General features: G+C 62.1%; 22 protein-coding genes. 6 read left to right on the top strand and 16 right to left on the bottom strand.

Features of this window, described 5'->3' with window-relative positions; translation table 11 throughout:
• Positions 1–183: 183 nt before the first annotated feature.
• Positions 184–576, top strand: a complete 393-nt coding sequence (locus ACOQPH_RS16540; protein WP_420622410.1) for a hypothetical protein — start codon at positions 184–186, stop codon at positions 574–576.
• Positions 573–1,874, top strand: a complete 1,302-nt coding sequence (locus ACOQPH_RS16535) for an ImmA/IrrE family metallo-endopeptidase (RefSeq protein ID WP_420622409.1) — start codon at positions 573–575, stop codon at positions 1,872–1,874. Before ACOQPH_RS16540 ends, ACOQPH_RS16535 begins: the two co-directional genes overlap by 4 nt.
• A gap of 69 nt (positions 1,875–1,943) precedes the next feature.
• Here the strand turns inward: ACOQPH_RS16535 and ACOQPH_RS16530 are convergent, their stop codons facing one another.
• The 3 genes from ACOQPH_RS16530 to ACOQPH_RS16520 all read right to left on the bottom strand — a co-directional run bounded on the left by ACOQPH_RS16530 (position 1,944) and on the right by ACOQPH_RS16520 (position 3,146).
• On the bottom strand, positions 1,944–2,108 hold the full coding sequence (locus ACOQPH_RS16530) for a hypothetical protein (RefSeq protein WP_420622408.1): 165 nt from the start codon (positions 2,106–2,108) through the stop codon (positions 1,944–1,946).
• Between the two features lie 349 nt (positions 2,109–2,457).
• On the bottom strand, positions 2,458–2,859 hold the full coding sequence (locus tag ACOQPH_RS16525; RefSeq protein WP_420622407.1) for a PIN domain-containing protein: 402 nt from the start codon (positions 2,857–2,859) through the stop codon (positions 2,458–2,460).
• Entirely contained in the window at positions 2,856–3,146 is a 291-nt protein-coding gene (locus tag ACOQPH_RS16520) for a type II toxin-antitoxin system Phd/YefM family antitoxin (protein WP_419551522.1), read from the bottom strand. The genes ACOQPH_RS16525 and ACOQPH_RS16520 overlap by 4 nt, the downstream gene beginning before the upstream one ends.
• Positions 3,147–3,745: 599 nt before the next feature.
• On the opposite strand from ACOQPH_RS16520, the gene ACOQPH_RS16515 reads away from it, so the two are divergent.
• Complete coding sequence (locus ACOQPH_RS16515) at positions 3,746–3,937, top strand: hypothetical protein (protein ID WP_420624393.1); 192 nt, start codon at positions 3,746–3,748, stop codon at positions 3,935–3,937.
• A gap of 322 nt (positions 3,938–4,259) precedes the next feature.
• On the opposite strand, the gene ACOQPH_RS16510 is transcribed toward ACOQPH_RS16515, so the two are convergent.
• The 9 genes from ACOQPH_RS16510 to ACOQPH_RS16470 all read right to left on the bottom strand — a co-directional run bounded on the left by ACOQPH_RS16510 (position 4,260) and on the right by ACOQPH_RS16470 (position 15,223).
• Positions 4,260–5,465, bottom strand: coding sequence for a CaiB/BaiF CoA transferase family protein (locus ACOQPH_RS16510; protein ID WP_420622406.1), 1,206 nt, complete (start codon positions 5,463–5,465; stop codon positions 4,260–4,262).
• A 26-nt stretch (positions 5,466–5,491) separates the two neighbouring features.
• Positions 5,492–6,307 carry an enoyl-CoA hydratase/isomerase family protein gene (locus ACOQPH_RS16505; RefSeq protein ID WP_420622405.1) on the bottom strand — a complete coding sequence of 272 codons (816 nt, stop codon included), beginning with the start codon at positions 6,305–6,307 and terminating at the stop codon, positions 5,492–5,494.
• Positions 6,308–6,589: 282 nt separating this feature from the next.
• Positions 6,590–7,795, bottom strand: a complete 1,206-nt coding sequence (locus ACOQPH_RS16500; RefSeq protein ID WP_420622404.1) for an LLM class flavin-dependent oxidoreductase — start codon at positions 7,793–7,795, stop codon at positions 6,590–6,592.
• 35 nt (positions 7,796–7,830) lie between these two features.
• Positions 7,831–9,153, bottom strand: coding sequence for an LLM class flavin-dependent oxidoreductase (locus ACOQPH_RS16495; protein ID WP_420622403.1), 1,323 nt, complete (start codon positions 9,151–9,153; stop codon positions 7,831–7,833).
• A complete protein-coding gene (locus ACOQPH_RS16490) occupies positions 9,150–10,133 on the bottom strand; it encodes an LLM class flavin-dependent oxidoreductase (protein WP_420622402.1) in 984 nt (327 codons plus the stop codon). The genes ACOQPH_RS16495 and ACOQPH_RS16490 overlap by 4 nt, the downstream gene beginning before the upstream one ends.
• Before the next feature lie 319 nt (positions 10,134–10,452).
• Positions 10,453–11,361, bottom strand: a complete 909-nt coding sequence (locus ACOQPH_RS16485; protein ID WP_420622401.1) for an ABC transporter permease — start codon at positions 11,359–11,361, stop codon at positions 10,453–10,455.
• A gap of 116 nt (positions 11,362–11,477) precedes the next feature.
• Complete coding sequence (locus tag ACOQPH_RS16480) at positions 11,478–12,980, bottom strand: sugar ABC transporter ATP-binding protein (protein ID WP_420622400.1); 1,503 nt, start codon at positions 12,978–12,980, stop codon at positions 11,478–11,480.
• A gap of 158 nt (positions 12,981–13,138) precedes the next feature.
• Positions 13,139–14,554: a sugar ABC transporter substrate-binding protein gene (locus ACOQPH_RS16475; RefSeq protein ID WP_420622399.1), complete on the bottom strand. Its 1,416-nt coding sequence runs from the start codon at positions 14,552–14,554 to the stop codon at positions 13,139–13,141.
• 69 nt (positions 14,555–14,623) lie between these two features.
• Positions 14,624–15,223 (bottom strand): cysteine hydrolase family protein, encoded by a 600-nt coding sequence (locus ACOQPH_RS16470; RefSeq protein ID WP_420622398.1) that lies wholly within the window; start codon positions 15,221–15,223, stop codon positions 14,624–14,626.
• A gap of 328 nt (positions 15,224–15,551) precedes the next feature.
• Between ACOQPH_RS16470 and ACOQPH_RS16465 the strand changes: the two genes are divergently transcribed.
• Positions 15,552–16,451 carry a LysR substrate-binding domain-containing protein gene (locus tag ACOQPH_RS16465; RefSeq protein ID WP_420622397.1) on the top strand — a complete coding sequence of 300 codons (900 nt, stop codon included), beginning with the start codon at positions 15,552–15,554 and terminating at the stop codon, positions 16,449–16,451.
• A gap of 1,156 nt (positions 16,452–17,607) precedes the next feature.
• A complete protein-coding gene (locus ACOQPH_RS16460) occupies positions 17,608–17,868 on the top strand; it encodes a hypothetical protein (RefSeq protein WP_420622396.1) in 261 nt (86 codons plus the stop codon).
• Positions 17,869–18,014: 146 nt separating this feature from the next.
• On the opposite strand, the gene ACOQPH_RS16455 is transcribed toward ACOQPH_RS16460, so the two are convergent.
• Positions 18,015–19,655 (bottom strand): hypothetical protein, encoded by a 1,641-nt coding sequence (locus ACOQPH_RS16455; protein ID WP_420622395.1) that lies wholly within the window; start codon positions 19,653–19,655, stop codon positions 18,015–18,017.
• Positions 19,656–19,716: 61 nt separating this feature from the next.
• Between ACOQPH_RS16455 and ACOQPH_RS16450 the strand changes: the two genes are divergently transcribed.
• The gene (locus ACOQPH_RS16450) at positions 19,717–20,670 is read left to right on the top strand and encodes a hypothetical protein (RefSeq protein WP_420622394.1); all 954 of its coding nucleotides are present in this window, start codon (positions 19,717–19,719) and stop codon (positions 20,668–20,670) included.
• On the opposite strand, the gene ACOQPH_RS16445 is transcribed toward ACOQPH_RS16450, so the two are convergent.
• From ACOQPH_RS16445 to ACOQPH_RS16435, 3 genes are all read right to left on the bottom strand, one after another.
• A complete protein-coding gene (locus ACOQPH_RS16445) occupies positions 20,667–22,343 on the bottom strand; it encodes a hypothetical protein (RefSeq protein WP_420622393.1) in 1,677 nt (558 codons plus the stop codon). The genes ACOQPH_RS16450 and ACOQPH_RS16445 overlap by 4 nt on opposite strands.
• Positions 22,340–24,040 carry a hypothetical protein gene (locus ACOQPH_RS16440; protein WP_420622392.1) on the bottom strand — a complete coding sequence of 567 codons (1,701 nt, stop codon included), beginning with the start codon at positions 24,038–24,040 and terminating at the stop codon, positions 22,340–22,342. Before ACOQPH_RS16440 ends, ACOQPH_RS16445 begins: the two co-directional genes overlap by 4 nt.
• Positions 24,041–24,161: 121 nt before the next feature.
• On the bottom strand, positions 24,162–25,397 hold the full coding sequence (locus ACOQPH_RS16435) for an acyltransferase family protein (RefSeq protein ID WP_420622391.1): 1,236 nt from the start codon (positions 25,395–25,397) through the stop codon (positions 24,162–24,164).
• Positions 25,398–25,518 lie beyond the last annotated feature (121 nt).

Raw genomic sequence — 25,518 nt, 5'->3', positions numbered from 1 at the left:
GGGCTCCTCGCGTCTCTGCCATCGTCGCTGTTGGCACTTGACCCTGTGGAAGTTGAAGCCCATCAGCTAGGAACGCCGACACAAGCACTGAACCGCTGGCTGACTCTCTCAACCACCGTTGTGCTCGGTGCCGATGGGGTTCGCAAAGCGCGGCCTGGACAGCGGTCTCGTAGCATTTTGACCATGCGGTCACCGAATCGACAACGTCCCCGGCAACGCACTCGAATCGTCCCGCCAGGCACCGATCTGGACGCATTGGCAGACCGTGTTCGCTACGTCGGCAGCCCTGAGCACAAGGACATGCCGACATTCGCGGGCCACCCCCGTCCTCGCAGCGACGCGTCCATCTGCCCCCGGGAGCACAACGACGCCGAAGTGGTCGCGGATTGGCTTCGTTCCGCCGTGCGCGCTGGCTCGACCGGTGGGCCATGGGAAGACGGCTACCCGCGCTATGCGTGGCACCGACTGGACGACACGGTTTTCGAAGCGCGGCTCGTCAACAAGGGCGACGGTTCGTACAAGGGCTACCCGCTCAGGCCAGACGAGTGGCCCCTGCACATGGAGAGGCCCCGATGAACGCACTGCGCTTCGATGTCGAATGGCTTGATGGCACCGGCATCAAGGGTCCGGAACTGGCAGCAACGTTCGCTTCATTACGCATTCAAGCCGACAATGCGGTGCTGACCCGGGTTGACGACAAGCGAGCGCGGACACTGCGTGACGCTGTCTATGTCCCTCTCTATCCCATGGCCGAATGGCTGGTGTCGAATTGGTGGTTCCTCGCCTATGAGGCAGAGAATCTCCTCAACCGAACTGATCCGGCGTTCGCTCAGCGCCACAGTCTGGTGACCGGTGCAGAGGGCTACGCCTTCCCCGATGTGCGATTCAGCTCGGCTGGCCGACTGACGCACATCGTATGGAGCGACCGGATGTCGGAGTGGAACGAGCTCGAGTTTCGAAGTCGCGGCTCGATAACGGTTGATCGTGACCAGTTCGTGCAGGACTGTTCTGATTTCGTTGACATGGTGGTGAGTCGACTCGCGGCATGCGGCATCACCGCCACGCATCTGCAGTCAGAGTGGGCGGCCATCGAGGCCACTGATGCCGACGAGCTGGCGTTCTGCGCGACCGCGGCAGGACTCGGCAGGGATCCCTACGACCTTGACGAGCCGCAGAAGAGCCTCGTGCTGCAGGTCGGAGAGTTGCTGGGCGATCTGCGAGAGGAAGCTCTGCCCGCGTTGGGTCCCGACGAGCCGCTGGCGGCGTGCACCGCGATCCACAAGGCCATGGAGCAGGCGGTGCCCAATGAGGTTCGGCTTGGGGCAAGTCTGCTGCATTCGGGCGACCTGCCTCACCATGCGAGCCGTCCGTGGCAGGCGGGATATGAGCTGGCGCGGCGGGCCCGTCAGGTGTTCGGCCTCAACGGTGAGCTCATCACCACGACAGCAGGGCTAGCGGAGGCAATTGGCCACGATGTCGCGACGCTGAACCGGGCCACCCGGCCCGTCCAATCTCTGGGTGCGCTGACGTCGATCGATGGAGTGGTGAGGCCCCGAGACTCGCAGACGGTGTCATTCGGGTTGAGGGCGGCCGGGGAGACCAGTCAACGATTTCTGTTTTGCCGTGCATTGGCCGAGGCGCTGACAACCAGCAACGACGCTCTGCTCACGAGAGCCAACACTGAGCGGCAGCAGCGGAACCGAGCCTTTGCAGCTGAGTTCCTGGCCCCATCCGCGAGCTTGGCGGAGAGGATTACCGTTCAGTTCGTCGATCAGGACCTCATCGCCGATCTTGCTGACGAGTTCGGCGTGTCCTCCTACGTGATCGGACACCAGATCGAGAACCACGGCATCGCCGAGCTCGTGGCGGCGTGACCGAAGTCGCGTTACAGATCGAGGCGGGCGGCGCTGACTTTTGCCGCGGTCGGGCGTGTGTTCGGCCGTTCAGGCGGTGATGGAGTCGCAGCGTTGAGTGATCGCTACCAGCAGGCGGGTGGTGATGCCACTGGACCTGTCGTCGGTGGACAGCGCGTCGATCTCGGCTTGTAGGCAAGCGGGGGTGTTTGCTGCGATGCGCTGTATCTGTTCGGCGGCCCAGCGGGCGTCCACGCCGATGTCGCGGGCGAAGCTGCGCCAGTCCTCGCTGCGATCACGCTGGCCAGGACCCTGCCGAGCGCACTGCCAACGCTGCCCGAGCCGCCATGGGCGCAGTCGACCGGCTTGTCACCGTTCGCATACAAATCTCGAAATTCCACCGATCGTTTACAGCCCTCCCGCGTGCAACCGAACGCAAGGACCGTCCCCAGCCGGCAAGGACCAACGTGCGTGCCATGTTCTTGGGGTGGCAGCGCCGGCGGGGATGGCTCACACCGACGTGGCGCTGTCTTGGGCGCTGTTGTGGCCCCGGGGCCGAGATCGAGCTCGGCGGATTCGAGCTGCTGAACCGCGCCGCGGCGTGTCAGCCGTCGGCGTCGGGGAAGAGGGGGACGCCCATGGCGCTGGCTGTGTCGTTCATTCGGCGGTCGTAGCTGGCGAGTTCCACGGTTTGGCCTGCGTCGCGCAAGAACTCGCATGTTGCCAGGTGCAAGGCGTCGAGCGTGGGCACGCTCGACGGACCCGGGAATGCCTCCAGCGCTCGTGCGAGCACCGCAGGCACGAGCTCGACGAGTCCCAGCCGGCCCAGCAGCGCCCGAGCGGCCTCGCCGTGGGATTCGGCCAGTCCGCGCCCGTGCAGCTGGGTCCAGGTCTCGTACTCGGTCAGCCGGCTGGACACGAGCGTGTGGCCCCACAGCGATTCGGGCGGCACACGGTCCTCGCTGAGCAGATGGGCGAGCACAACAGAGGTGTCAAGGTAGATCACCGGTCAGCTCTGGCCGAGTCGAGGTCCGTGAGGATCTCGCTCAGCGGTGCGGTCGGCTGCGAAGGCGGAGGCTCTGTCGCCGCCACCAGGCCTGGCCTCAGCACGCCGCTGCGGACGAGATCTGCCAGGAAAGCATCTGCTACCAGCGGGCTGCGGGTCGGCTGCGGCGGCCCCATCTCGGCGACGACGCGGTCGCGGTCGGTCACCAGGATGGTCTCGCCGCTGGCCGCCAGCCGTACGTACTCGCTGAGTCGGCTGTTGAGCACCTTGATGCCGACTGACCGCATGACGACAAGCGTAGCAGCCGATGAAGCTACATGTAGCTACTTTGTTCAAGCCCCGAGCGAAGCGTGGTTCAAGCTGTACGGCGAACAGAAGCTCGACGTGCCAGATGAAGCGACAGGCAGCGAAGACCATGTACGCGAGGGGCCCCGGGCCGAAACCCCGGGGCTCCTTCTCAGTCTTGGCTGTCCCGATCGGGCGGGCAGGCCACCCGACCGTTCAGTTCAACTGTGCAGCTAACACCTAGCCGCTGGGGACAGGAGTTAGGGGCACCATGACGCTGCTGTCGCAACCGCGGAGCCGCCGCCTATTCGCCTGAGCCTGTTCCCTCGGTTGGCTGCTGTGCTGGCAGCGAACCGGGTTGCTGCTCAACCTCGCGGTACATACGGTGCGCGGTGACGTCGGAAGCCGAACCGGTCCCTGGACGTCGAACAAGGTGTGCAGCGGCGCCAGGGACGAGGCGTCGCGGGTCGTTCGCGAAGAGAATTGCCGCTGCGGTCATCACCACAAGATCACGGCTCGAAGTGGCCCCAGGGGCGCCCTCGGCAAGGTGCAGATCTAAGAGTGCCTTTCCGATGTCTGCCTCGGCGACAGGCGGACATTTGTGTTGAGCGAGAGCGGTATCGACGAGTTCGAGATCGAAATCACTGTCATCGAACTTCCGGCTCAGCGGGACACGGTGCTCGACGCCGGACTTCATGCGCTCAGCCGGGATGCGCTTGCTGGAGCGGCACGGGAATTCATCGCCGACCCGATCGAGGGGGTGGCGCCGATCTCGTCGAGGCGTTCGCTGTAGCGGATGCTGGTGAACTGAGCGGATTCAACCGCTTGTCGCAACACGGGGTTGTTGGAGGGAGCGTAGGTGTTCGTTGAAGGCTGCGGCGGGTGTGCGCCAGCCGAGGGTTTTGCGCGGTCGAGGACAACACCACCAGCCGGTCGGTTGATCCGACGCGCCGCAGTCACACACGACGCGACCAACCTATGGTGCCCCTTATGAAACCCGTCAAATTCGCTGATAGCGAGGATTTGGTCATCTTTGCGGTACACGCCAGTACTCACAAAAACAGAATCTCGTGCTTTTCAACATGACCGCAGCCACATACGGTCAACCTCAGCTTCTAGAGTGTCTCAATGATCCCTGCTGATCTGAGGGACTCGACACGATCGTCGGTGTACCCGAGGACCTGCTTCAGCACCTCTGCAGTCTGTTCCCCAAGATCGGGCGCTCGGCCCTCAGACTGGCCAGGCGTGCAGGAGAGCATCGGAACCGGCCACGGAAGAAGTGAGCCGTCCGTGCCGCTGCGGTGGAGGCTGCGACTCTTCAGATGCGGGTCCTGAGCCGCATCGGCGGGCGTCAATATTACGCCGCAAACTAGTCCATTCGATTCCAACTTATCCACCACATCTTCTGCCGTCCGAACAGCAACCCAATCAGCCATCGCGCCATCAATGACTTCTCGATGAATGGTGCGCGAGTCGATCGTCTGGTACTCCGGTTTCTCAGTCCAATCCTCACGACCGATTGCTCGAGCGCATCGGTCGAACTGGTCATCGCCCTGTATTGAAATTGCCAACCACGTGTCATCCTTGGTGCGAAAATGGCCGGTGGGTCCACCTCCAAGGCTGCGATTCCCGTGACGTCCGTATACTTCTCCAGATCTGTCGTACAGGGTGAGCAGCGGTGCTAGTACGCGGAATGCAAGGTCGTAGAGTGCGACGTCAATGACCTGTCCTTGCTCCGAGGAAAAGCGCTCTATGATGGCAAGGCATATGCCAAGAGCGCCCAGGAAACTCGTAGTAAAATCACATACCGGAATGCTGCCTCCCGCGCGCATTGGCGGCCCACTTGGATCTCCCGTCATGTAACTGAGACCGCTGATCGCTTGGGCAACCGGGTCATAACCCGGACGCGAACTATACGGACCGGTTCTTCCGAACCCCGATACATGCAGAGTAATCAAGCGCTGGTTCATAGATTGAAGCGTCTCATCGTCGAAGCCCCAAGTATCGAACAACCCCGGGCGCAGACTATCCATCAGAACGTCTGATTGCCTGATCAGATCTCCGAGAATCGCGCGTCCTGCCGTGCTATTCAGATCGACCACAACCGACTTCTTGTTTCGTGCAAGCATTGACCAGTAGACGAACTCTCCGTCAGTCTGGGGTCCAAAAAGGCGAATAAGATCGCCCCTCTTCGGCCGCTCGATCTTTATCACGTCCGCACCAAATTCTCCCAGGAGAGTACATGTGAAAGGACCCGCAATCAGTTCACCGACCTCCAAGACGCGAATACCCTCCAATGGCAGCCGCCGGTCTTCCTGCATGTGTAGCCTCCCGACGTCCTGTCCGGCTATCGACCTTCGAATGCTGGCCGACGCTTTTCAAGGAACGCGAGCATTCCCTCTTGGTGATCCGACGAGAGAAACAAGGGGGCTTGCAACTGCGCTTCCAACGCGAGCGTCTGCTCCAACGTGGCAGTCGCGTTCAGTCTTGTGGCCCTCTTCGTTGCAGCAAGGGCAAGCGGCGGCAGAGCGGCACACTCGGCTGCCAGGCTGCGCACCTCGTCCGCGAGATCCTCGTCCGGCACGACCCTGTTGACGAGGCCGATGCGGTCGGCCTCCTCAGCGGTGACGCCGCGCCCGGTCAGAAGCAGCTCAAGAGCCCGACCTTCACCGATCGCCCTCGGTAACAGGTATGTGCCACCCATTGCGGCAGAACTCAGCCCGATCTTCACGAAGCTCGAGGCGAAGAGCGCGCTCGGTGTTGCTAGGCGGATGTCGCATGCTAGCGCTAGATTGCATCCTCCACCCATTGCTGGCCCGTTCACAGCTGCTATTACTGGGTAAGAGATCCCGCGCAGCCTGAATACGAGGTCCGAAAGGGCTGTCATCATTTCCAACAGACCCTGAATCGCTTCGCCAGAAGGTCGGGCCGCTCGCTCGACCCACTCCTCCGAGAAATCCTTCAAATCGGCACCAGCGCAGAACGCCGGGCCTACAGCATCTATCACGAGGCAGCGAACCTCCACCTGGCTTTCGAGCCAGTCGAGCGCTGTGAAGAGATCGGCCACCATCTCGGGGCGGATCGAGTTACGCTTGTCGGGACGGTTCAGCGTTATCGAGGCAACGTGATCATCGACGCTGGCCAATACGTTATCCAACTTCATCGGGTTCCTATGCGTGGTTCATGCTAGGCGTCGTCTCCCTGGGAAGTCGATGCCGCAATTCGACCTTCTTCCTTCGCCAGACACTCCTCACAACGAATGAACCAGCGATAATCGATTGCGTGCCAACCACCTTCCGTGCACTCGTACACCTTCTCACACGAAGGACATCCATGGGTATGTGACTTCTGCTCCAAATCCTCGCTCCTCCACTCGATCTACATATGGAATAAAGTGGACCGCAACCATTACCAGACCCGGCTCCACCTGCAACCTAGACAACCTTCACCAACACCAGTCTCTTTCCCAAGGCGGAATCCAAACGCCCTCCGCCTGGAGGATCGGCAGTACTTTCTCCGCAAAGTCGCGAATCGCGTGTTCTGACCAAATCGGAAAGGACAGCGCGAAACCATTAAGACAGCCGACCTGATACATCTTCAGCAGGCCCTCGGCGATGGTCTCCGGGCTCCCGACGAGACGGAACAAGCCCTGACCGATTCCCCAGTGCTCGAGGATCTCCCTCCTGGTGAGTCCGGCATACATGTCGGCGGTCTCCTTCACGCCTCCCGGGTCGGCCGCGGCGTCGTAGTACTCCGCGACCGCGCCCCAATCGAGTGAGTCGACGACCGACCGATAGAACTCCCTCGCCTCTTCGTCGGTGTCTCGCATGAAGATCAGGATGGCGAACTGCGAGACGACGTCGTCCTCCTGCCGTCCGTGCTGCACGGCCCGCGCCCGCGTATCTGCGAGGAGCTCGGCGCCCGTCTCCGGCTCCATCGCGATCATGAAGTTGTAGTCCGTGTGTTTCGCCGCGAACTCCCGACCGCGCGGTGACCCGCCGGCCTGGACGATCAGGGGCCACGGCTCCTGCAAGGGCTTCGGACCGACGATCTTGCCCTTCGATCGATGGAACTCCCCCTCGAATTCGATCGGCTCATCGGAGGTCCATAGCGCCTTGACGATCGTGATCAGCTCATCGGCTGCGTCATAGCGGTCCTGGTGAGACGGGAAGTCCACGCCGAAGACCTCACCGGTGTACTCGCCTCTGGGTGGGATACCGGTGACGACGTTCCACCCCCAGCGCCCACCGCTGAGCACGTCCAGATTTGCTCCGAAACGGGCGATCGCCGCCGGTAGGTACGTCGTGGTGTAGAGGGTCGTCACCACGCCGATGCGCTTCGTCGCGGCGAACAGGTACGGGGCGAGCATTATCGGCTGCAGCAGCGGATCCATGTGTTTGGCCCGCGTGCTCTCGGGCCCGTACGGGATCGGGAAGTCGAGCATGAAGATGTAGTCGAATCCAACTTCCTCGACGAGGCTCGCGAGTTGCTTGTGCATCTCGACGTCGAGCCAGTCGGGGTTCGCGTCGGCGACACGTTTGGACGTGGTGTGGAGGCACCCGGTCGGATGGAAGAACCCGAGGCGCATCGACTCGACGAACTTGTTCCTCTTTCTCACTGCCGTCTTGGTCAATGTTGATTCTCGACTCATGGTTGTCTTTCCTTTCGGTCTGCGTTCGGAACGGTCTAGGCGCGAAGGCCCATCTTCTTGAGCCGCGGCATGAGCTCGTCTTCGACCTCGTGGACTCCCTTCATGGGGTCGAGGAACGACAACGCAACCGCGTCCTGCATGTGGTCGTCGGCGAGGTCTCGCAACTGCTCGGCGACGTCGTCGAAGCTGCCCATGAGGTGGATCCCGCCGAACCCGATGGCCAGCTTTCGGTAGTTCGCCGTACCGACGAGCTCCTCGAGCGAACCGTCGCCGAGCCGATCGGCGATGGCGGTGTCCAGAAGTCCTTCCGCCTCTGCGGGCTGCTCCAACGCCTCGGTGACGATGTTGTCTGCCGCAGTCGAGTCGATTGCCGCGACGAGCTCGTCGTATTCCGCCTGTGCTGACTCCGCGGTCTCTGCCATCGTCACGAACACCTGGACGAGCATCTTGAGTCGCCGGCCGTAGTTGTGCGCGGCGTAGACCCTCGTGCGTTCGACGTGGGGGGCCAGCAGACTCAAGTCGTCTTCGGGGGCGTTGCAGAGGAGCCAATCGCAGTGCTTCGCTGCGAAGTCCACGGCGCCTTCGGATGCATCGCCACAGATCAGGATCGGTCGCGGTTGACGCGTCGGCCTGGGGCCGACCATTCCGACACGGGTGGACTTGAAGTATTCGCCTTCGAACTCGAACGGCGTCGTCAGGGACCACCAGTGCTTCATCAAGGTGACGAACTCGTCGGCGATCTCGTACCGGAGGCTGTAGTCGTTGTCCAGGCCGATCACCTCGGCATCACGACGACTCCAACCGGGAACGATGTTCAGGCCCCAGCGTCCGTTCGACACGTGGTCGAAGTTGCCGCCGAACCTGGCGATGTGCAGCGGATGGGCATGCTCGTTCATGTGGATCGACGAGAAGAGCGTCAGGTTCTCGGTCACCTGGGCCAGTGCCGGGGCGGTCGTCAATGAGTCGAGGCTGTCCTCGTGGAAGCCGATCTCGCCGGCGTATCCGAAGCGCCGCTCGAATGGGAGCTCGAAATCGAAACCGGCGCGGTCCGCCGACTCCACCAGCGCCGAGGCCCGGGGCCATTGCCAGTAGTCCCGGAAGCGGTCGCGGTCCTCGAGGACCGCCTTCGACGCCACGGTTCCGCAGGACGCGTTCCAGCCCCAGAGACCCACCAAGAGGCGATGGGGGCTCTCGACGTCGGGCTGACCGCCTGGATCGAAGGGGCCTCGGGTGATAGCCACTTTCTGATGGAATTTTCGCTGCGGCTGCAGCGTCTGGAGCGCGACGGTCTGGGTGATCTCCTCTTCCGGTTGCTCCGCGCCCTCGGGCGAATGCGTCTCTGTCGTTTCCGATGTCACTTGCGTAGCCCCATCTTGCGAAGCCGGGGGATGATGTGGTCCTCCAGCTGATGGATCCCTCGCAGTGGATCGAGCCAGCAGAAGAGCTGACCCTCCTGTCCGTAGTCGGTGTGGAGCATCCGGATGTGCTCCGCGACCGAGTCGTAGCCGCCGACGATTTGACGGCCGGCGATGCCGAGTCCGTAGCGGACGAAGTTCTCGGCGCCGACGGCCTGCTTGAGCGTCGCCGTCTCGCCGCCGAGTGGCAGTGAGAACGATGCGCCTGTCTTGGTGCCCGGCTGGTCGAGCCCGCGGTACAGGTGCCAGCTCGTCGCCAGCTCGTCCATCATTCCCTGCTGCTCGGCGAGAAGGGTCTCGGCCTTCTCGTCGGTCTCCTCCCAGATGCAGTAGCAGAAGCTCATCACTCGGACCTGGCGGTTGTACTTCTCCGCTTGCTCCTTGGCCCGGTTGGCCACGTCACCGAGGTCTTGCGGATCCCCGCTCGGGTTGGCTGCGAAGAGCCAATCGCAGTGTTTCGTAGCGAAATCCATGCCGGCCGGCGAGTAGCCGGCGTTGACGAGGACCGGCCGGGGCTTACGGCTGGGCTTTGGCGTGACCCAGATGTCCTTGCCGGTGAAGTAGTCGCCCTCGAAGTCGAACGGCTCGTCCGCGTACCAACAGTGCTTCATGAACGTGACGAATTCGTCGCACACGTCGTACCGGAGATCGTGGTCCATGAACGTCTCGCCGAACATCTCGACTTCGTCACGAATCCAGCCGGCGACGATGTTGAGACCCCATCGACCATCGGACATGTGATCGATGGCCGCTCCCCACTTGGCGAACTGCACCGGGTGATGCTGATACCCGATGTGCGCTGTCGACGGCAGGAGGATGTGCGAGGTCAGCGGGGCGAGTCCAGCCGCCACGGTGAGGAAGTCGAGAGTGTTCTCGTTGTACTCGGTGATACCGCCATGACCGAGCCAACGCCCGAACGGCACCTGGAACTCACAGCCGATTCGGTCCGCCTCTTTGATCAAATGGGATGCGGCAGGCCATTGCCAATAATCACGGCGCCTCTCTGGATCTTCCATCACAGCGATCGTCGGGGCTCCGCCGCCCGCAAGGTTCCATGCAAAAACTCCTAGGTAGACAGAATTCTGACTGTCGAAGTTAGGCTGCCCCTGCGGATCAAAAGGACCCCTAATTTGTTCTACTCGTTTTGCCATGATCTTCTCGCACACCTACCACTGCCAGTTACAATCTTGCGCCGTCTATCTCGCTCCCACTACGCGGTCAGGGCGCAATAACTGGCCAAATCTACTTGACAACATTCATCATCCGCTCGCGGTCGATCGTCGTAGCGACCGCCAAAATCACCACACATCCGATGATCATCATTCGAGTAAACGAACCGACGCCCATGATACCCAGGCCGTTGCTTAGAATACTGATTATCGCGACACCCAGAAGCGTCCTGTGGACCCCACCGACTCCTCCGCTTAGCGCTGTTCCGCCAACGACGATTGCAGCAATGCTGTCTAGGAGAAAGTTTGCACCAACCTGAGGTGAGCCTGAGCCAAGACGCGCCAAGATGAATGCACCACCCACGCCGGCAAACGCACCTGAGACCGTAAACGCGTAGATCTTGTATCGTCGAACACGAATTCCGGCTACGGTCGCCACGGCCTCGCCCGCGCCTATAGCCGCTATGTACCGGCCAAATCTGGTCCAGCTTCCAACGAAGATCAGTACGGCCGATGACGATAGAGCGAACAGCATCGCATTTGGAAGATTCGGGATGAGTTGGCCGATAGCTAGTTGCCGAAATGGTGGATTTCCAACGGGAACCGAGCGGCCTTGGAGCAGGTGCAAAGAAAGCCCGCCAAAGATCGAAAGAGTACCCAGCGTCACCAGAAAGGATGGAAGCCGAAAATAGGTCGTTATCAGGCCGTTGACGAGACCTGCCGCGATGCCGACGGCGATCGCGACAGGCATAGCCAAATACCCAATATCGTAGTCACGCACCAAAACCGCGGCGAGCGCCGACGCTAACGTTGCAGCCGATCCAACTGACAGGTCAATCCCGCCCATGAGTACAACGAACGTGGCTCCCAACGTGATGAACAATAATGGAGCCGCTTGGGACGTAACAATCGTGAAATTCGAGATAGTAAAGAATCGGGGTTCGAGTACGCCGAAGAATATGACGAGGACAACTACTGACACAAATGGCAGTATCTTATTCCTAAAACCGGACGGTAACTGGAAGGATGGCCCGCCACGAGCAGCTGGTTCGCGGCGCGACTCTGAATCCGTCTGTGTCGAATGACCGCCGTCTGTGCTCAAGAGTTGCCCATTTCAGCGAGCTGGAGCGCACCAATCATGTGGCGAACGATTTCTTGTTCACTTGGTTTTTGATCCGGTGGTGCGTCGACCGTTGTGGCGATATTCCCCGAGTTCAGCACAAGTATCCGGTTGCTCAATCCTACGAGCTCAACCAAGTCGTCGCTAATCAGAATTATCGCCACACCATTTCTGGCGAGATCTCGAATGATCCGGTAGATCTCGGCCCTTGCGCCTACATCGACCCCACGAGTTGGATTGTCGAGGATGAGGACCACGGGTTCTCGACGCACCCATTTCGCTACAGCTATTTTCTGCTGATTCCCGCCGCTCATAGTAGCCGCGAGGGCGCCAGGCGTACCCCTTATGCTGAATTTCTCGACAGAGTCTCGCGCCACTTGTCGTTCTCTGCCGAGGTTCCATACACCGAGCCTGTTGGTAAAGCCCAATCGATCGCTTTCGCCGCTCGGCAGGGAAATATTCGATGCGACGGAGAAATTCGCGATAATCCCCTCGAATGAGCGATCTGGTGGTACATAGCCAATTCCGGCAGCCTTAGCCTTCGGAGGCGTCAGTCTGTTTACTATTCCAGTGCCGTTGATCTCGATTGTCCCGCTATCCGGCTTCGACAGTCCGGCCAGTACTCGTCCAAGTTCAGATTTCCCGGAGCCAATCACTCCACCAAGGCCCAATACCTCGCCCTGCCTGACCTCGAAACTGATGTCCGACAACTCACCGGCCAGATTCAGGTCAGCGACTCTGACGCTGACCGGATTTCCGGTCACCTCGACCTGCTCACCTTCCAGGTAATAGTCCTTCTCTCTGACTCTGCCGACCATCAGCTCGTGAAGTTCAGTTGGCTCCGTCTCATCCGCCATGACTTCGGCAGCTAGGACTCCATCCTTCATTACATATAGGCGACTGCATACCAGGAAAATCTCGCTCAGCCGATGCGATATGAAGACGACAGATGATCCGCGCCGCTGTAGTTCGCGCATAAGAGCCAAGAGGGCCTCGACCTCAACGTGAGACAGGCTTGTGGTGGGCTCGTCAAACAGGACGACGCTCGACTCGAAGCCTAAGACTTCGGAAAGCATCGATGCTTTGGCGACCTCTAGGGCTTGCCGAACTGCGAAGTTGTACCGGTATGTGGGTTGAGTGACATCAATCTCGAGCCGCATCTCATGCACAATGCGTTTCGCCTCGCGAATCATCGCTCGCTTGTCCAGGACAGAGCCAAGTCGGGCGAACTTGTCTGCGTGACCTAAGAAGAGGTTCTCATAGACAGGTATCCCTGGAATAACTGCGGGCTCTTGAAAGACTCGCCAGATTCCTAAGCGGTTGGCCTCTAGATAGTTCCTCGGAGCTATCTCGCCGTCGCCGTTGAGCAGGATCTTGCCCGAGTCCCGACGTTCTGTCCCCGACAGTATGTTGAGTAAGGTGCTCTTTCCGGCACCATTCTCACCGACGATACCTACGATCTCGCCTCGGTTGATTTGCAACGAAACATGATCCAACGCGACTACTGCACGAAAGGACTTACAGAGTTCGCGGACCTCTAGGACTGGCGCTTCTAGCACTGGCACTCAGATGTCCCACCCTTCTGTGCTCTGCCTTGCGGCAAGATGAGAATTGACCGGTGTCCTCTCCTCGGGAGAAGTTATTCTGGAACCGGGACACCTTTGTAGTCGAAGTCATCCATCTTGATGTGGTAGTGATCGGCATACATCTGGGTTACTTGTTCCATCTCGCCAGCCTCCAAAGCACGTACGTACTCAGGCGGGCCCCAACCGTCGGGCTTTTCAAAGATTGCCTCGCCAAACGGTGCCCAGTGCTCCTCGAGGACGAGAGCGCGGAGTTCGTGCATCGGGTCCCAATCGTCAGGGTGGTGAACCTTCGACATCAATACTGGGTCGAATGGGAAGTTGTCCGTTTCAATGAAACGCCGCTTGACCTGCGCTACATTGTCCTGAAGTACGGGGATGGCCCCGGCTACTCCCATCTGCCTTTCGGGTGCTGAAAGCTTCACCCCGTTGAGAGCGTCGAAGCATCTCACAACCGGTGCCACTCCGAAATAGGCTGGTGAGTGGAATCCAGTCACATAGACACGCCCGTCTTCTATCATGTCAAGGACGTCTCGATTGCCGTCTTGCCCAGAGATAAGGACGTCAACGCCGGGCGTCATTCCGAGGCCTTCGACCGCTGCGACTGCGCCTGCTGCCTCGCCGTCGTTGTCGCACAGGATAACGTCAGGCATGCCGACCGCAGCGACCATGTCCTCTACGGCCTTCTGCGCATCGACCGGATTCCACTTTCCGTCCTGGATGGCCAAGAGTTCAACGTTGGGGAACTCATTCTCCAGGACGTTCAGGGTCGTGGCTTTCCGCGTGGTTGCCACTGAGGCGCCGGTAAGGCCCTCAACGTATATTGCCGTACCCTCTCCGCCAATCGCATCAAGCACTATCCTGGTGGTCCGTGCAAGATTTTCCGACTCGAACAAGTCGAGATACCACACATAGTACTCGCCTGCGTCAAATGGCGTGAACCACGGATCAGTAACGAACATGTTTGCAAGGTACGCCTCGTTCGCGGTACATGCTTCGACGATTGGCCGAAGGTCTGAACCATCAACATTGCCTTGGATAATCATCTTTGCACCGCCCGTCACAAACTGCTCCACCAGGCTGATGTGCTGAAGCACATCCTGATTTGATGAAGTTGCGGCGTAGTCGAGGCCGAGGATCTTGGCAGCCTTTTTGGCCCCATCGTCCTGATCGAGGAAGTAGGCCTGCTCAACCCGAATGATGTTGGCGACTTGCCCACTCTTCGGCGCAACGATTGCTGTGGTAGTCGGGCTGCCAGCCGCCGGTGTAGCCGTTGTAGTTGCGCTCCCTCCAGTGCTCGCCCCAGTGCAGGCACTGAGTAGCGGCCAACTAGCCGCAGCAACTACACCTGCGGATGCAAGCTTCAGTAGATCGCGCCGAGACATATGACGCGCATCTAGCTGTTCGAGGATGGGGTCAGCAACCCTCTTGTCACTGAAATCGGGTATGTTGATTCTGGGCCGGTTTGGCATCTGCTCTAACCTCTTTCTGATATCTCTTTTTCTTTCATTTACTAATCCGGGATCCTAGATTCCGGGACGTCAAACTGTGAACTCATCGAGAAACTCTGGTGTTGTTATCACTCGTCCGAATTTGGGGACAATATTTTTGAGCGAGAACTCGTTTTCCTCAGCATCGAAACTCGCGCAGCAGTCCTCAACTACGATATTTGCGAAACCCCTGTCGGCGGCATCTCGCACTGTCGCCTCGACCACCATGTTCGTGGCAACACCGGCCGAGACAATTGTCTTGATTCCGGCAAGTCGAAGAACAAGGTCAAGGTCTGACTGATAGAAGGAACTGACTCGACGCTTGGGTATAACGATTTCGTTCTCGATCGGTGCAACCATTTCGTGAATTTCGGCACCCCAACTGCCTTCGGTCATTGCGTCTGCTGTCTTGATTGAGTCGAAGATTGCCATTCCCTGGCCTACCTCGGGGTGACCTGCTCGATACTGGTGAGCTACATGGACCACTAGCATCCGAAGCTGCCGGGCTCGCTCGAGAACCGCCTGGGAGTTCTCGAGGACGCCCCTCTCTCTGACGACATCTGCAAGCCCCGACTTTCCGAAGAGACCTTCGGGATGAATAACGTCGTTCTGGAGATCCATCAGTACGAGAGCAATCTCATCCTTCTTCATCTGTTTGTACCCACCATCTCTCTATTGGTCCATGTTCGGCACGCGATCGGCGGTCCCGCGTATGGTTCTCGAGCTGCTTGGTGACGCGGCACCTCGCACCAAGACGGTGGCCCGAGCAGATCCTTGGGCTTGAGGGCCTAGCCAAGCTCCTACCGACCCGGAGACTGCCGGTACCCCCCCTGGTGGTGCCATCGCGCTCTCTTCCCACGGGCCCAAACTACTGATCATGCAACATTAGCACGGGAGTCGTCGTTATATTTGCGTATAATGCATAGGTGGATGCACCGCACGCACGCGAGTCGTCCTTGTACTTGCGTATAATGCATAGATGGATGCACGGTACGTCGAAGCCATCCTCGAGATTGCCAGAACTGGGAACATGACCGTTGCGGCCACACATCTCAACATCTCCCAATCCGCGTTGTCTCGCCAGGTCCAACGGATCGAGACCGAACTTGGAATCGCTCTGTTTGACCGGGTCGGTCGTGGGGTCAGGCTCTCTGAGGCTGGTGAAGCTCTGCGGGGACACTGTACGGATTTTGTGCAGAGCGAGAGTTCATTGTTTGAAACCGCCAGGCAACTGCGTGGGGGGCGACTCGGGAACTTCAGTATCGGTGCAACCCCGTGGACGATCGAACGGCTCATCGCTCCGTTCTTGCAGACCTTCCGCAAGGACTTTCCGAACGTGGAGTGCAAAGTGGTCGAGGCCGGAGGAGCGAAAGTCGTCGAGCTTATTGAGGCGCATGAGATCCGACTCGGCGTCGCATTCATAGGGCCGTCACCGCGACTTGTGCAGCATCCTCTCGTCGATCTCACCCTCATGGCCATCAGACCTCAATCGAGGTCTTCGCCTTCTTCGGGGCCAAAAGCAATGACAATACAACAAGCGTGTACCTTCCCTATTCTGGCTCTCAACGAGACGTTTGGGAGCAGAGTTCTCTTCGATTCAGCCTGTCGCATCGAGAATCTCACCCCCGAAATCGCCTTCGAGACCTCAGCTCCAGACGCTGCGCTCGCCATGGCCGCCGCCGGCGAAGGATTGGCGATTCTCCCGTCATCTGTCGGTCTCCGTGGCATGGACCTGGGCGCAGTCCCCCTCATCACCCACGCTGGCGCGGCTCTGACTCTCCAGTTGGGCACGGTGCACGACCCGCAGCGGAAAGACCCTGGCTATCTCGACGCAGTAATCAGCAATCTCTCAACACTCGCTCGAGAAACCGTGATCTAGCAACAGGAGCTTCACGGTGGGAAGACAGCTCACGGCAGCCAACCTCTGACGCCCTCATGCCATGTGGCGACAATGGCGTCGAGATACTCGAGCGCATCTTCGATCACATGCCGAGGTCCACGACCATGTGGCGAACAAGAAGCTGCTGCGCGCGGTGATGCGCGAGCAGCACATCAGCGGCCTGCCCCGTCGCAAGGCAGGCCACCGGGAACATCCACCGTCTCGATGAGCGGAGCAGCGCGCTGTGGGTCGACGCGCACATAGCTACTGGTGTCCAAGCCGCCCACCATCTGACTGCTCGGGATTTATGCCATTTGGGGCCAGGCGGCCCGGTACCGGTGGAGGTTGTCCCTGACTTCAGCGACCTGTTCTTGATCGACGTCATCCAAACGCGGGACACGGACTTGGAGCTCAACCGTCGTACCGCGCCACGGCACCGCGATAGAACGTGCTTGAACCTCCGGTAGCGGCCCGCTAAGGCCAACAGCGGGCACACGGATTGCGATTTGCGTCGCAGTTTGTCCGTTACTGCGGTCATCTTCAGAGGTCACGGTGATGGTTCCGCCCGCAAATCGGGCAAGACCGTAGAGGCACCAGAGCCCGGCTCCGTTGTGGCCGTCGACCGCCCTGTCGGTCAGCCGATTTCGAAGAACACATTCCATGACGTCGGCGGCATCAACCTGGTGCCAGGACTCTGAATGTTGCCAACGCATTGTTCGCGGGATTCCGAACCCATTGTCGAACGCGAGGAAATGAAGCCGATCACAGCTGTCCGTACGGCCCGTTGTGAGGCTGACAAGCAAGCAGGATCGCGCTCGGTCAACAATCTCGGGCCCGAGCCAATCGGCGGAGAACGCAGGATCACGGAGGTTGAAGGCATGGGTGGAGATGTTGTCCAGCACCTCTCCGAGGGTCTCGCAAGTTGCAGACAAGAATTCCGAGCGGAGCGCATCGCCCATGCGGCCCCGAGGTCGTGGGATCGCTTCACCTAGAAATGGGAAGGCTGCCGAACCCTGGTAGCGGCGGAAGTAGCCCGATTCAGCTCTTGAGTGTGTGTTGCCGTAGAGATAGGCGCGTTCTGCAAGGCGCGTCGCGGGGGCCTGTCAGGACGATGCAGTACGTGCCGATCGCAGCCGCCAGTAGTGCCGCGGCGTAGATGTCCGACTGGGCCCGGGCATCGCTGGCGACCGACACCGATACGTCGCCAGTGCAATCGGTCGAGGCCTGTGGCGGCAACGCCGGATCGAGGGACTGCGCCGAAGCTGGCAATGCGAGCAGCGCTGCCCAGATGAGCACGCTCGAGAAAGCCACCGTGCATTGCTTCATCACAGTCATTCATCACCTCGAGCGGCGTCGCGTTGATCTCGCTGAAGCCCGCACGTGTCTCCTCACGCAGGGCCCTGAATTCAGCCAGTAACTCAGAACGCAGCGCGTTGATGTCGTCGCGTAGGACGCTGAGCTGTCACACCATCAAGCGCCGAGGGCTGCGACGGTGATGACGATTGTCAGGAACGCGACCGTGGCGGCGCCCGCAAGAGAGCACCGGTGCTCTACCCCGGTGATTCAGCCTGGGTCTTGCACGGATTGCGGCGCGGGCGGTGGCCGATTGGGGTCGCAGAAGGGAATGCCTAGGCGCTCGAGCGTCAGATCGTTGAGGTTCTCGCCGATGGCCTGCCCGGCTGTCCACGTCGGCTGGCCGATGGTCGCTTCGGCGTAGGCATCGATAAGAGCGCAGCGCACTGCGTTGCCGCCCGGGGTGTCGTCCAGGTTGACCGCGCTGAGCGAGACGAGGCTGGTGAGCACAGCAACGGGATCGCGGCGGCTGACTTCGGCGAAGCGCCAGTTCGCAAGAAGTGTCAGCGACATGGCGAGGGCCAGGGCGGCCGCAACGAGGCCGCGCACGATCCGGTTGGTGGCGCGGCCACGCAGGGCAAGGTCGAGCACGGCCAGGCCGGCCGCAATGATCAGCGACCACGCAACCTGGGTGAGCAGCGTTTCCCGCCAAGCCTGACCGACGGGAGGCTGACGCTGCTGCGCCCACGCCGTCAGGCCGGCGACCGACGCTGAGAGCACCGCCAGCGATCCGCCGAGCAGCAGCAAGACACCAGCAAGCCGTCCCGAACTGCCAGCTCCACCCCCTGCCGCCTCACTGCTGTGCAACGTGCCCAAGGTGTCCGGGACCGGACGCTGCCACGCTGCTGCCGCCGCCAGAACGACAATCCCGACAACCACGAGCGCCATCAGGGCATTGGCGGCCAGATCGGCCAACCCGAGTTCCACCCCGGCATCACGGGCGAGATCCGCGTTGAAGTCCCAGCCGATCGCCGGGAAACCGGTCAACAGCCGCGGCCAAGCAGTGCTGAAAGCGTCCGCAGACAGGCTGAGGTCCGAGCCCTCATAGCAGCCGCCATCGGAATACTGGAATGCGATGGCGATGCGGATCGGAACGAACACCGCCGCGAAGCCCGCCGCCTGAGCGATCCATCGCCTGGTTGCTGCCGTGGCAAGCGCTGCCCGAAGTGTCATTCGCGACGCGAAACAGCGCGCCGCCAAGAACACCGCAGCGATGAGCGGTGCCAGATAGGCCAGGTCGTAGAACATCGCGGCGAGCGCTCCCGCGCTGACCATGGCGGTGTACTCGTGCCAGCGAAGCGATCTCGCTCGTAGATCGCGGTCGCGACTCGTCGCCACGGCGATCCACACAATGAGCACGGCCGAACCGATCAACGTGTGCGGAAACTGTGCGAGCGCCCCCGAGGTGCCGTTGGCGATCAGCACGGCGCCAAGCGCCAGCGGGTACAGCCCCACCAGCGAGGCGTGCTGCTGCACGCCGGCAGATCGCGCCAGTGCCGAGACCATCGCTGTGGCACCGAGAGCCATCACCGCCACCAAGGTGAGGCGCAGCGCGCCCAGGACTATGTGAGGCGCTACGGCGGTGGCCTCCCCGGCTTCGTAGATGAAGCCGTGGACGAGCATCTCCCAGAATCGCCCGACCGGCCGGAAGTTCCCCCCCGAGAAGAAGTTGTCGGTGCCGCGGGCGGCATCCATCGCCGCCCTGAAGGGGTTCGCGTCATTGGTGAGCGCCCTCAAGTACACGCTGCGACGCTCATCCGCGACGAATGCGAGCCCTGCGAGCGGAAGCACCACGAGCACACTCGGGACCCAGCGACAGCAGCGGCGGATGGTCCGCATCAGCGAGCTCATGTCAGCAGAATGCCGGGCCTACCGTGGGTGTGCCCGCGTGCTGGCCAGGCTGGGAGCAGCGATGAAGCGACCACGAGCGACGCTGATCATGGTGCTCGCCGTCGCCGTTGCTCTTGCAGCCTGCACGTTTCAGGCAGGCGCGAACGGTCCGAACAAGATGAGCTATGTGGTGGTGCCCCACCCCGATGACGAAATCCAAGCGTGGTCGCTCATCGAGAACTCCACTGGCAACTACAAGGTCTTCATTGTCCTGAACAGGGGTGAGCAGACGTTCTATTGTGGCTCGCCGGGATACGACGAAGGCACTGGCGAGATACCGCCGGATCCATGGCCGCAGGGCAAGTGGACACCGTCGTGCGAGTCCGCTCGCACGAACTCGTTCTTCGGCTTCATGGAAGCAATGGCACGCACCGACAGCGCGCTTCCGGCTTCCTTCACCTACGCAGGGGTGAAGGGCCCCTTCGACTCCTTGGGAACCGAGGTATGCCGCTTCGACGACGGTGACTGCGTCAGCGATCTCACTGTCGAGGTCTGGACGTCGCACATCGCTGCTGTGGTGTGGTTCAACCTTGGCGACGGCGATGTGACCGCCGACGAGGTGAAGTGGGCGATCACGACGGTCCGTGACAACCGGACCGCCCTGGGCATCAACGACACGTTGCGAAACCACAACCTGATCGGCGCTGGCTACTGGAACGGCGCCTATCCCGGCTGTTCCGACTACGCCCATGCCGACCATGGCGCCATGCACGAAGCGCTGTGGAACACCGACTTCGACGTCGGATATCAGGCCGCTCCGACATGCAAGCACGACCCGAACGTGACTCGCATCGAAGAGGTGACCTACGACCACTTCCATGATGCGTTCGAGATCTCGGGAAACACGCGTGTCGGCTGGCACCCCGTCCACTACGGATGGCTGCTGAGCGGCGATCCGGGTTACTGGCCCGGCGACTACGAGAGCCAAGACATCGAGTTTCATCGCATTCAGCACTTCTGGATCCGGTTCCGCTAGGAGCCGGGCTCGGGAATTTCAATCGTCGGAGGGAAGCAGTACGCCAAGCCGTGGCGCCCGCCCATGAAGCGATCGAGTTCGTTGCGCATCCGCCAGCCGGTGATCCACACCTTCTCGGGCGTCACCTCGCGGTATCCGCCCGAGAGCGCACAGCGGATCTGGTCGCCCGTTTCGGTGGTGTCGACATGGATCGTCGACGTTGCGATCAGGCTGGTGAGTGCCGCTGTGGGATCGCGACGGTCGACTTCGGCGAACCTCCAATTCGCCAGCAGCGTGAACGCCACGCCGATGGCAAGCACAGCGGCCACGGCTGCTCGCAGTGCCCGGCGCGTGCGTTCTGACCGGGTCGCGAGGTCGAGCGCCGCGAGGCAACCCACAATGATCAGCGACCAGGCCACCTGGGCCAGCTGCGCCTCTCGCCATGCCTCGCCGATCGGGAGATCACGCCGTTGCATCGAGGCCGACAGCCCCGCGAGCGTTGCGGACAGGACCGCCATGAAGGCTCCGAGCCCGATGAGCGCAGCAGCGAGGCGCGCATGGGCGCCGCGGGGTCGTTCGGGAGTGGGCTGGTCGGCGACGGGCTGGTCGGCGGCGGATGTCTCAACGGCTGGTTCGGGGTTTGGGCGCCAGCCGCGGGCCACAGCAGCGACCGCGAACCCCACGATTGCGGCCAGCATGAGGAACAGCAGCACGTTGGTGGCGAGGCTGGTGATTCCTGCATCGACGCCGAAGAGGCGGGCGAGGTCGGCGTTGTAGTCCCAGCCGACCGGCGGCAGCCCCGTCGCCAAGCGTGGCAGCGCCGTCTCGAACACCTCGGGCGAGACGCTGAGGTCCGAAGCGGAGTAGCACTCACCCGGTGCGCAGCGCCGGGCGATGTCGATGCGGACGGGAATGAACACGGCCGCAAAGCCGGCGCTCAGTGCTGCCCAGCGGCGCATCGCCGCCGTGGCGAGCGCCGCTCGGAGCGGCAGCCGCGCGACAGCCACTCGGGCGCCAAGAAAGCCGGCTGCGACGATGGGCGCCAAGTAGGCGACGTCGTAGTACAGGACGAGCAGGGCGCCGAACGCTGCCATCGAGGCGTATTCGCGTTTGCGCAGCGGACGCGGTTCGAGATCGCGGTCGCGAGCGGTTGCAAGCGCCGCCACCAGGATGAGCACGACCGACCCGATGAACGTATGCGGGAACTGTGCGAGTCCGCCGATGATGCCGTTCGCCACCACCACGGTGCCCACCACCAGCGGGTAGAGACTGACGAGTGACCGGTCGGCCGAGACGCCAGCCGAGCGAACCAGCGCACCGACCATCTTCGCCGCGAGCACCGCCAGCAGCGCGACCACGATCACACGGACCACGCCGAGGACGACGTGCGGGGTAAGGCCCGTCGCTTCGGCGGACTCGAAGACGAGTCCGTGGACCAGCACTTCGGTGAATCGCCCGATCGGCCGGAAGTTGCCGATATTCAAGAAGTTGAAGATGCGTTCTTCGACGTACTGCGCTACGCCGAACAGGTTGACGTCGGTGTAGAAGACCTGTTGGAAGAGGTGGAGGCGCTCGTCGGACTTGAGCGACATGCCGATCAGGGGGAGCACGACCAACACGGCCGGACCGGCGGTGACGAGCCAGATGCGGCTGCGCCTTGCCTGCGCGGTGCGGGTCTTCGTGAACGCCGTCATGAGGCGCTCGCTTCGGGGGTGGTGCTGGGTGGATCGTCTGCGGGGGCGGCGGCCGGGTCGGCTGTGGGTTCGGCCGCCTGGTTGCAGTAGGGCACGCCGTTGCGTTCAGCCGTGAGCCGGTTGAGGTCGGCTCGAAGCTGTTCAGCGGTGAACTGGCTTTCGGGAGCGGACGCCTCGCGGTCGGCGTAGACCTCCAGCAGCAGGCAGCGGACGGCACTCGGCGACGCTGGGTAGTCGACACCGTCGGTGCGCAGGGGCCAATCGTTCAGCTCTGCGATGCCGGCCGCGCTGTCGGCGAGGCCCATGTTCACCGTGGATGCTGAGATCAGGGTGGTGACCGACGCGGTCTCGTCGTACCGGTCGATCTGGGCGAGCTGCCAATTCGCGACAAGCGTGAAGCCCGCAGCTACTGCGAGTGCGAGCGTCGCAACTGGCTTCAGTACATGTGCGGCGCGGCGGCGCAGAAACAGGTCGAGGCATGCGAGGACTGCGGCTGCGATCAGCGACCATCCGACTTGGGCGAGCAGCGTGTCGCGCCATCCCTGCCTGACGGCGTGGCCGAACGGGAGCTGCTGCACCCTCCACGACAGACCTGCGTACAGCGCGGCGGCGCCTGTGATGGCCGCGCCGAACCCGCCGAGAGCCAGTGCGAGGCGGAGTTGGCGGGGCACGAGCTGACGAGGCGAGGGGCCGTCAGTCGAGTCGCCCGGGGGCGTCTCGCGGCGCTCTTGCAGAACTGCTGCGATCGTCAGTGAGAGCAGAACCAGCAACGCGACGATGAGCATCGAGTTGGCCAGCACCTCCCCGAACCCGAGGTCCAGGCCGGCGGCCTCGGTGCGGTCGTTGTTGGCGATCCAACCTGCCAGTGGCAGCGCCGACCCCAGCCGTGCCGCGGCAGCTCCGATGGCGTCGGGCCCGAAACTGAGGATCCAGCCGTCGCTGCAGGCGTAGTCCGCCGCGCAGCGCTGTGCGATGGCAAAGCGGGCAGGGACGAAGACCACAGCGAATCCGGCCCACAGCGCAACCCACCGGCGAACTGCTGCGATACGCAGAGCTCTCCTCGGTGGCAACCCCGAGGCCACGCTGCGTGCGGCCAACAAGGCAGCCGCGACGAAGGGGGCCAGGTAGGCGAGCTCGTCGAACGCGGCTGCCGCTGCGCCCATGGCCGCCATGGAGGCGTACTCATGCCGGGCGACCGGTCGAGGGGCCATGTCCCGGTCGCGACTGGTTGCCAGCGCCACTGCCAACACGACCGCCACAGCGCCGATGGACGTGTGGGGGACTTGTGCGAGGCCCCCGCCGAGGCCGTTTGCCACCAGCGCAGCTGCGAGCGCCAGCGGGTACAGCCCGATGAACGATGGGTCGGCGTGTGTGTGCGCAGAGCGCTGCAGCGATTCGACCAGCTTGAACGCGAGCACGGCAACGAGGCCCACCATGGCCAGACGCACGGCGCCCAGAGCAGCGTGCGGTGCCAGGCTGAGGGCGTCGCCCGCTTCGATGGCGAGGCCGTGCACGAGGAACTCGACGAAGCGGCCGATGGGGCCGAAGCTGCCCTCGTCGAGGTAGTTCCCGGTAAGGCGCCAGGCCCGCCGTGCCGCCTCGAGCGGGTTGGCGCCAGTTGCGCCGGCATTGAGGTAGATGCTGAGCCGGTCTGCTGATTGCAGTGCGAGTCCGGCGAGCGGCAGGACAACGAGCACCGCCGGCCACGTCGGACGGAGCCATCGTCGGCGGCGCCTATTCGAGTCGAGTTCAGTTGCGGCCGATGAACGGGGACGAGTTGTTGACATCAGCCGATGTGTGACACGTGGTGCTTCACCGCTAGAGCGCCAGGTACATCCGGCGTCGATGCAGGGTCCCGACCACCAGGAGGATGACGCACGCGATCACGGCGGCATACGCCTCATGCACTGCGGGCGCCCCGACGGGCAGGATGTCCTCCATCAGCCGGGTTTCGATCGAGCGGTCGCCGATGTGGATGGACTTGCCAGCGTGCAGCAGGACCCGTTCGAACAGGTACACGATGATGGCGTTGCGGCCGAACGCGATGATCGGCCAGGTGATGCGGCGCCGGACCTTGTCGCCCGTGGGGCTGTTGCTGGTGTCGATCAGCAGGTAGATCAGGCAGACGACGGCGAGTGCCGTGCCTGACACCAGCAGGGCGAACGACGGGGTCAGCAGGCGCTTGTTGGGCGGGGCCCACAGCGATGCGGCGAGTCCGGCGAGGAAGCACGCCGAGGTGAGGGCGCCGATTCGCAGCACCGTGCCCGGCCGGTCGGTCTGGCCGATGCGGCGGATGACCATGCCGGCCGAATAGCCGTACAGGACGAACGCCGACGATGCAATGGAGAGCACCAGGCCTTCGGGGTCCCATCCCGCTTGGCCGGCCCGGTAGACGTGGCTGTCGGTCAGGATGGCTGTGTCGAACTCGAGGTAGGGGCTGCAGCGACCGATCGGCTCGCAGGAGATGAGGTCGAGGCCGAGGCCGTAGAGGATGAGCCCGGCGGTTGCCACCGTGATGAGCAGCCACATCTTGTCTGCGCCGAACATCGCTCGGCTTGCGAGGACGACGGCGGCGCCGCACGCTCCGGCGATGCCGATCATCTGGAGCACGCCGGTGAAGCGCAGTTCGGTGATGTCGAACCATGAGGTGCCGTAGGCGTTGTAGGCGATGCCGAGGACAACGAGGAGGATGAGGCGGCGGATCAGGCGGCGGTAGGTGGCTTGTTTGGATGGGTTTCGCAGCAGGAACGACAGGCTCAGGCCGCTGGTGACGAGGAACGCCGGGAAGATCCAGTCGTTCATCGTGATGCCGTCCCACTCGGTATGGCGCAGGAAGGCGAAGTGATCGCCGACGGCGGTGCTGGGCGTGAAGACCATGCCTATGAGGAGGAGGCCTCGGAAGGTGTCGACTGATGCGAACCGGGCGCGGCGTGGTGCTTGAGGGATGTCTGGTCGTTCCGGGCCCACCGGGTCTGCGGGTGCGGCTGTTCGGTCTGGTTCGGCGGGGGGCGGTTGCTCGCCTGTGGGCGGATGCTCGTCGGGATCTGTCTTCACGATGAGCCAAGCCTCATGATGAGCCGAGTCGAAGCGGTCCCCATCTGGACAGCGCGACCGGAGATGCAGCCCGCGGCAGCATACCTGTGGCTCCACTAGGGGTGGTTGACGTGGCGCTGTT

This window comes from Candidatus Poriferisodalis sp., from assembly GCF_965221945.1.
Lineage (GTDB): Bacteria > Actinomycetota > Acidimicrobiia > Acidimicrobiales > Poriferisodalaceae > Poriferisodalis.
This window is presented reverse-complemented; position numbering and strand designations above follow the sequence as displayed.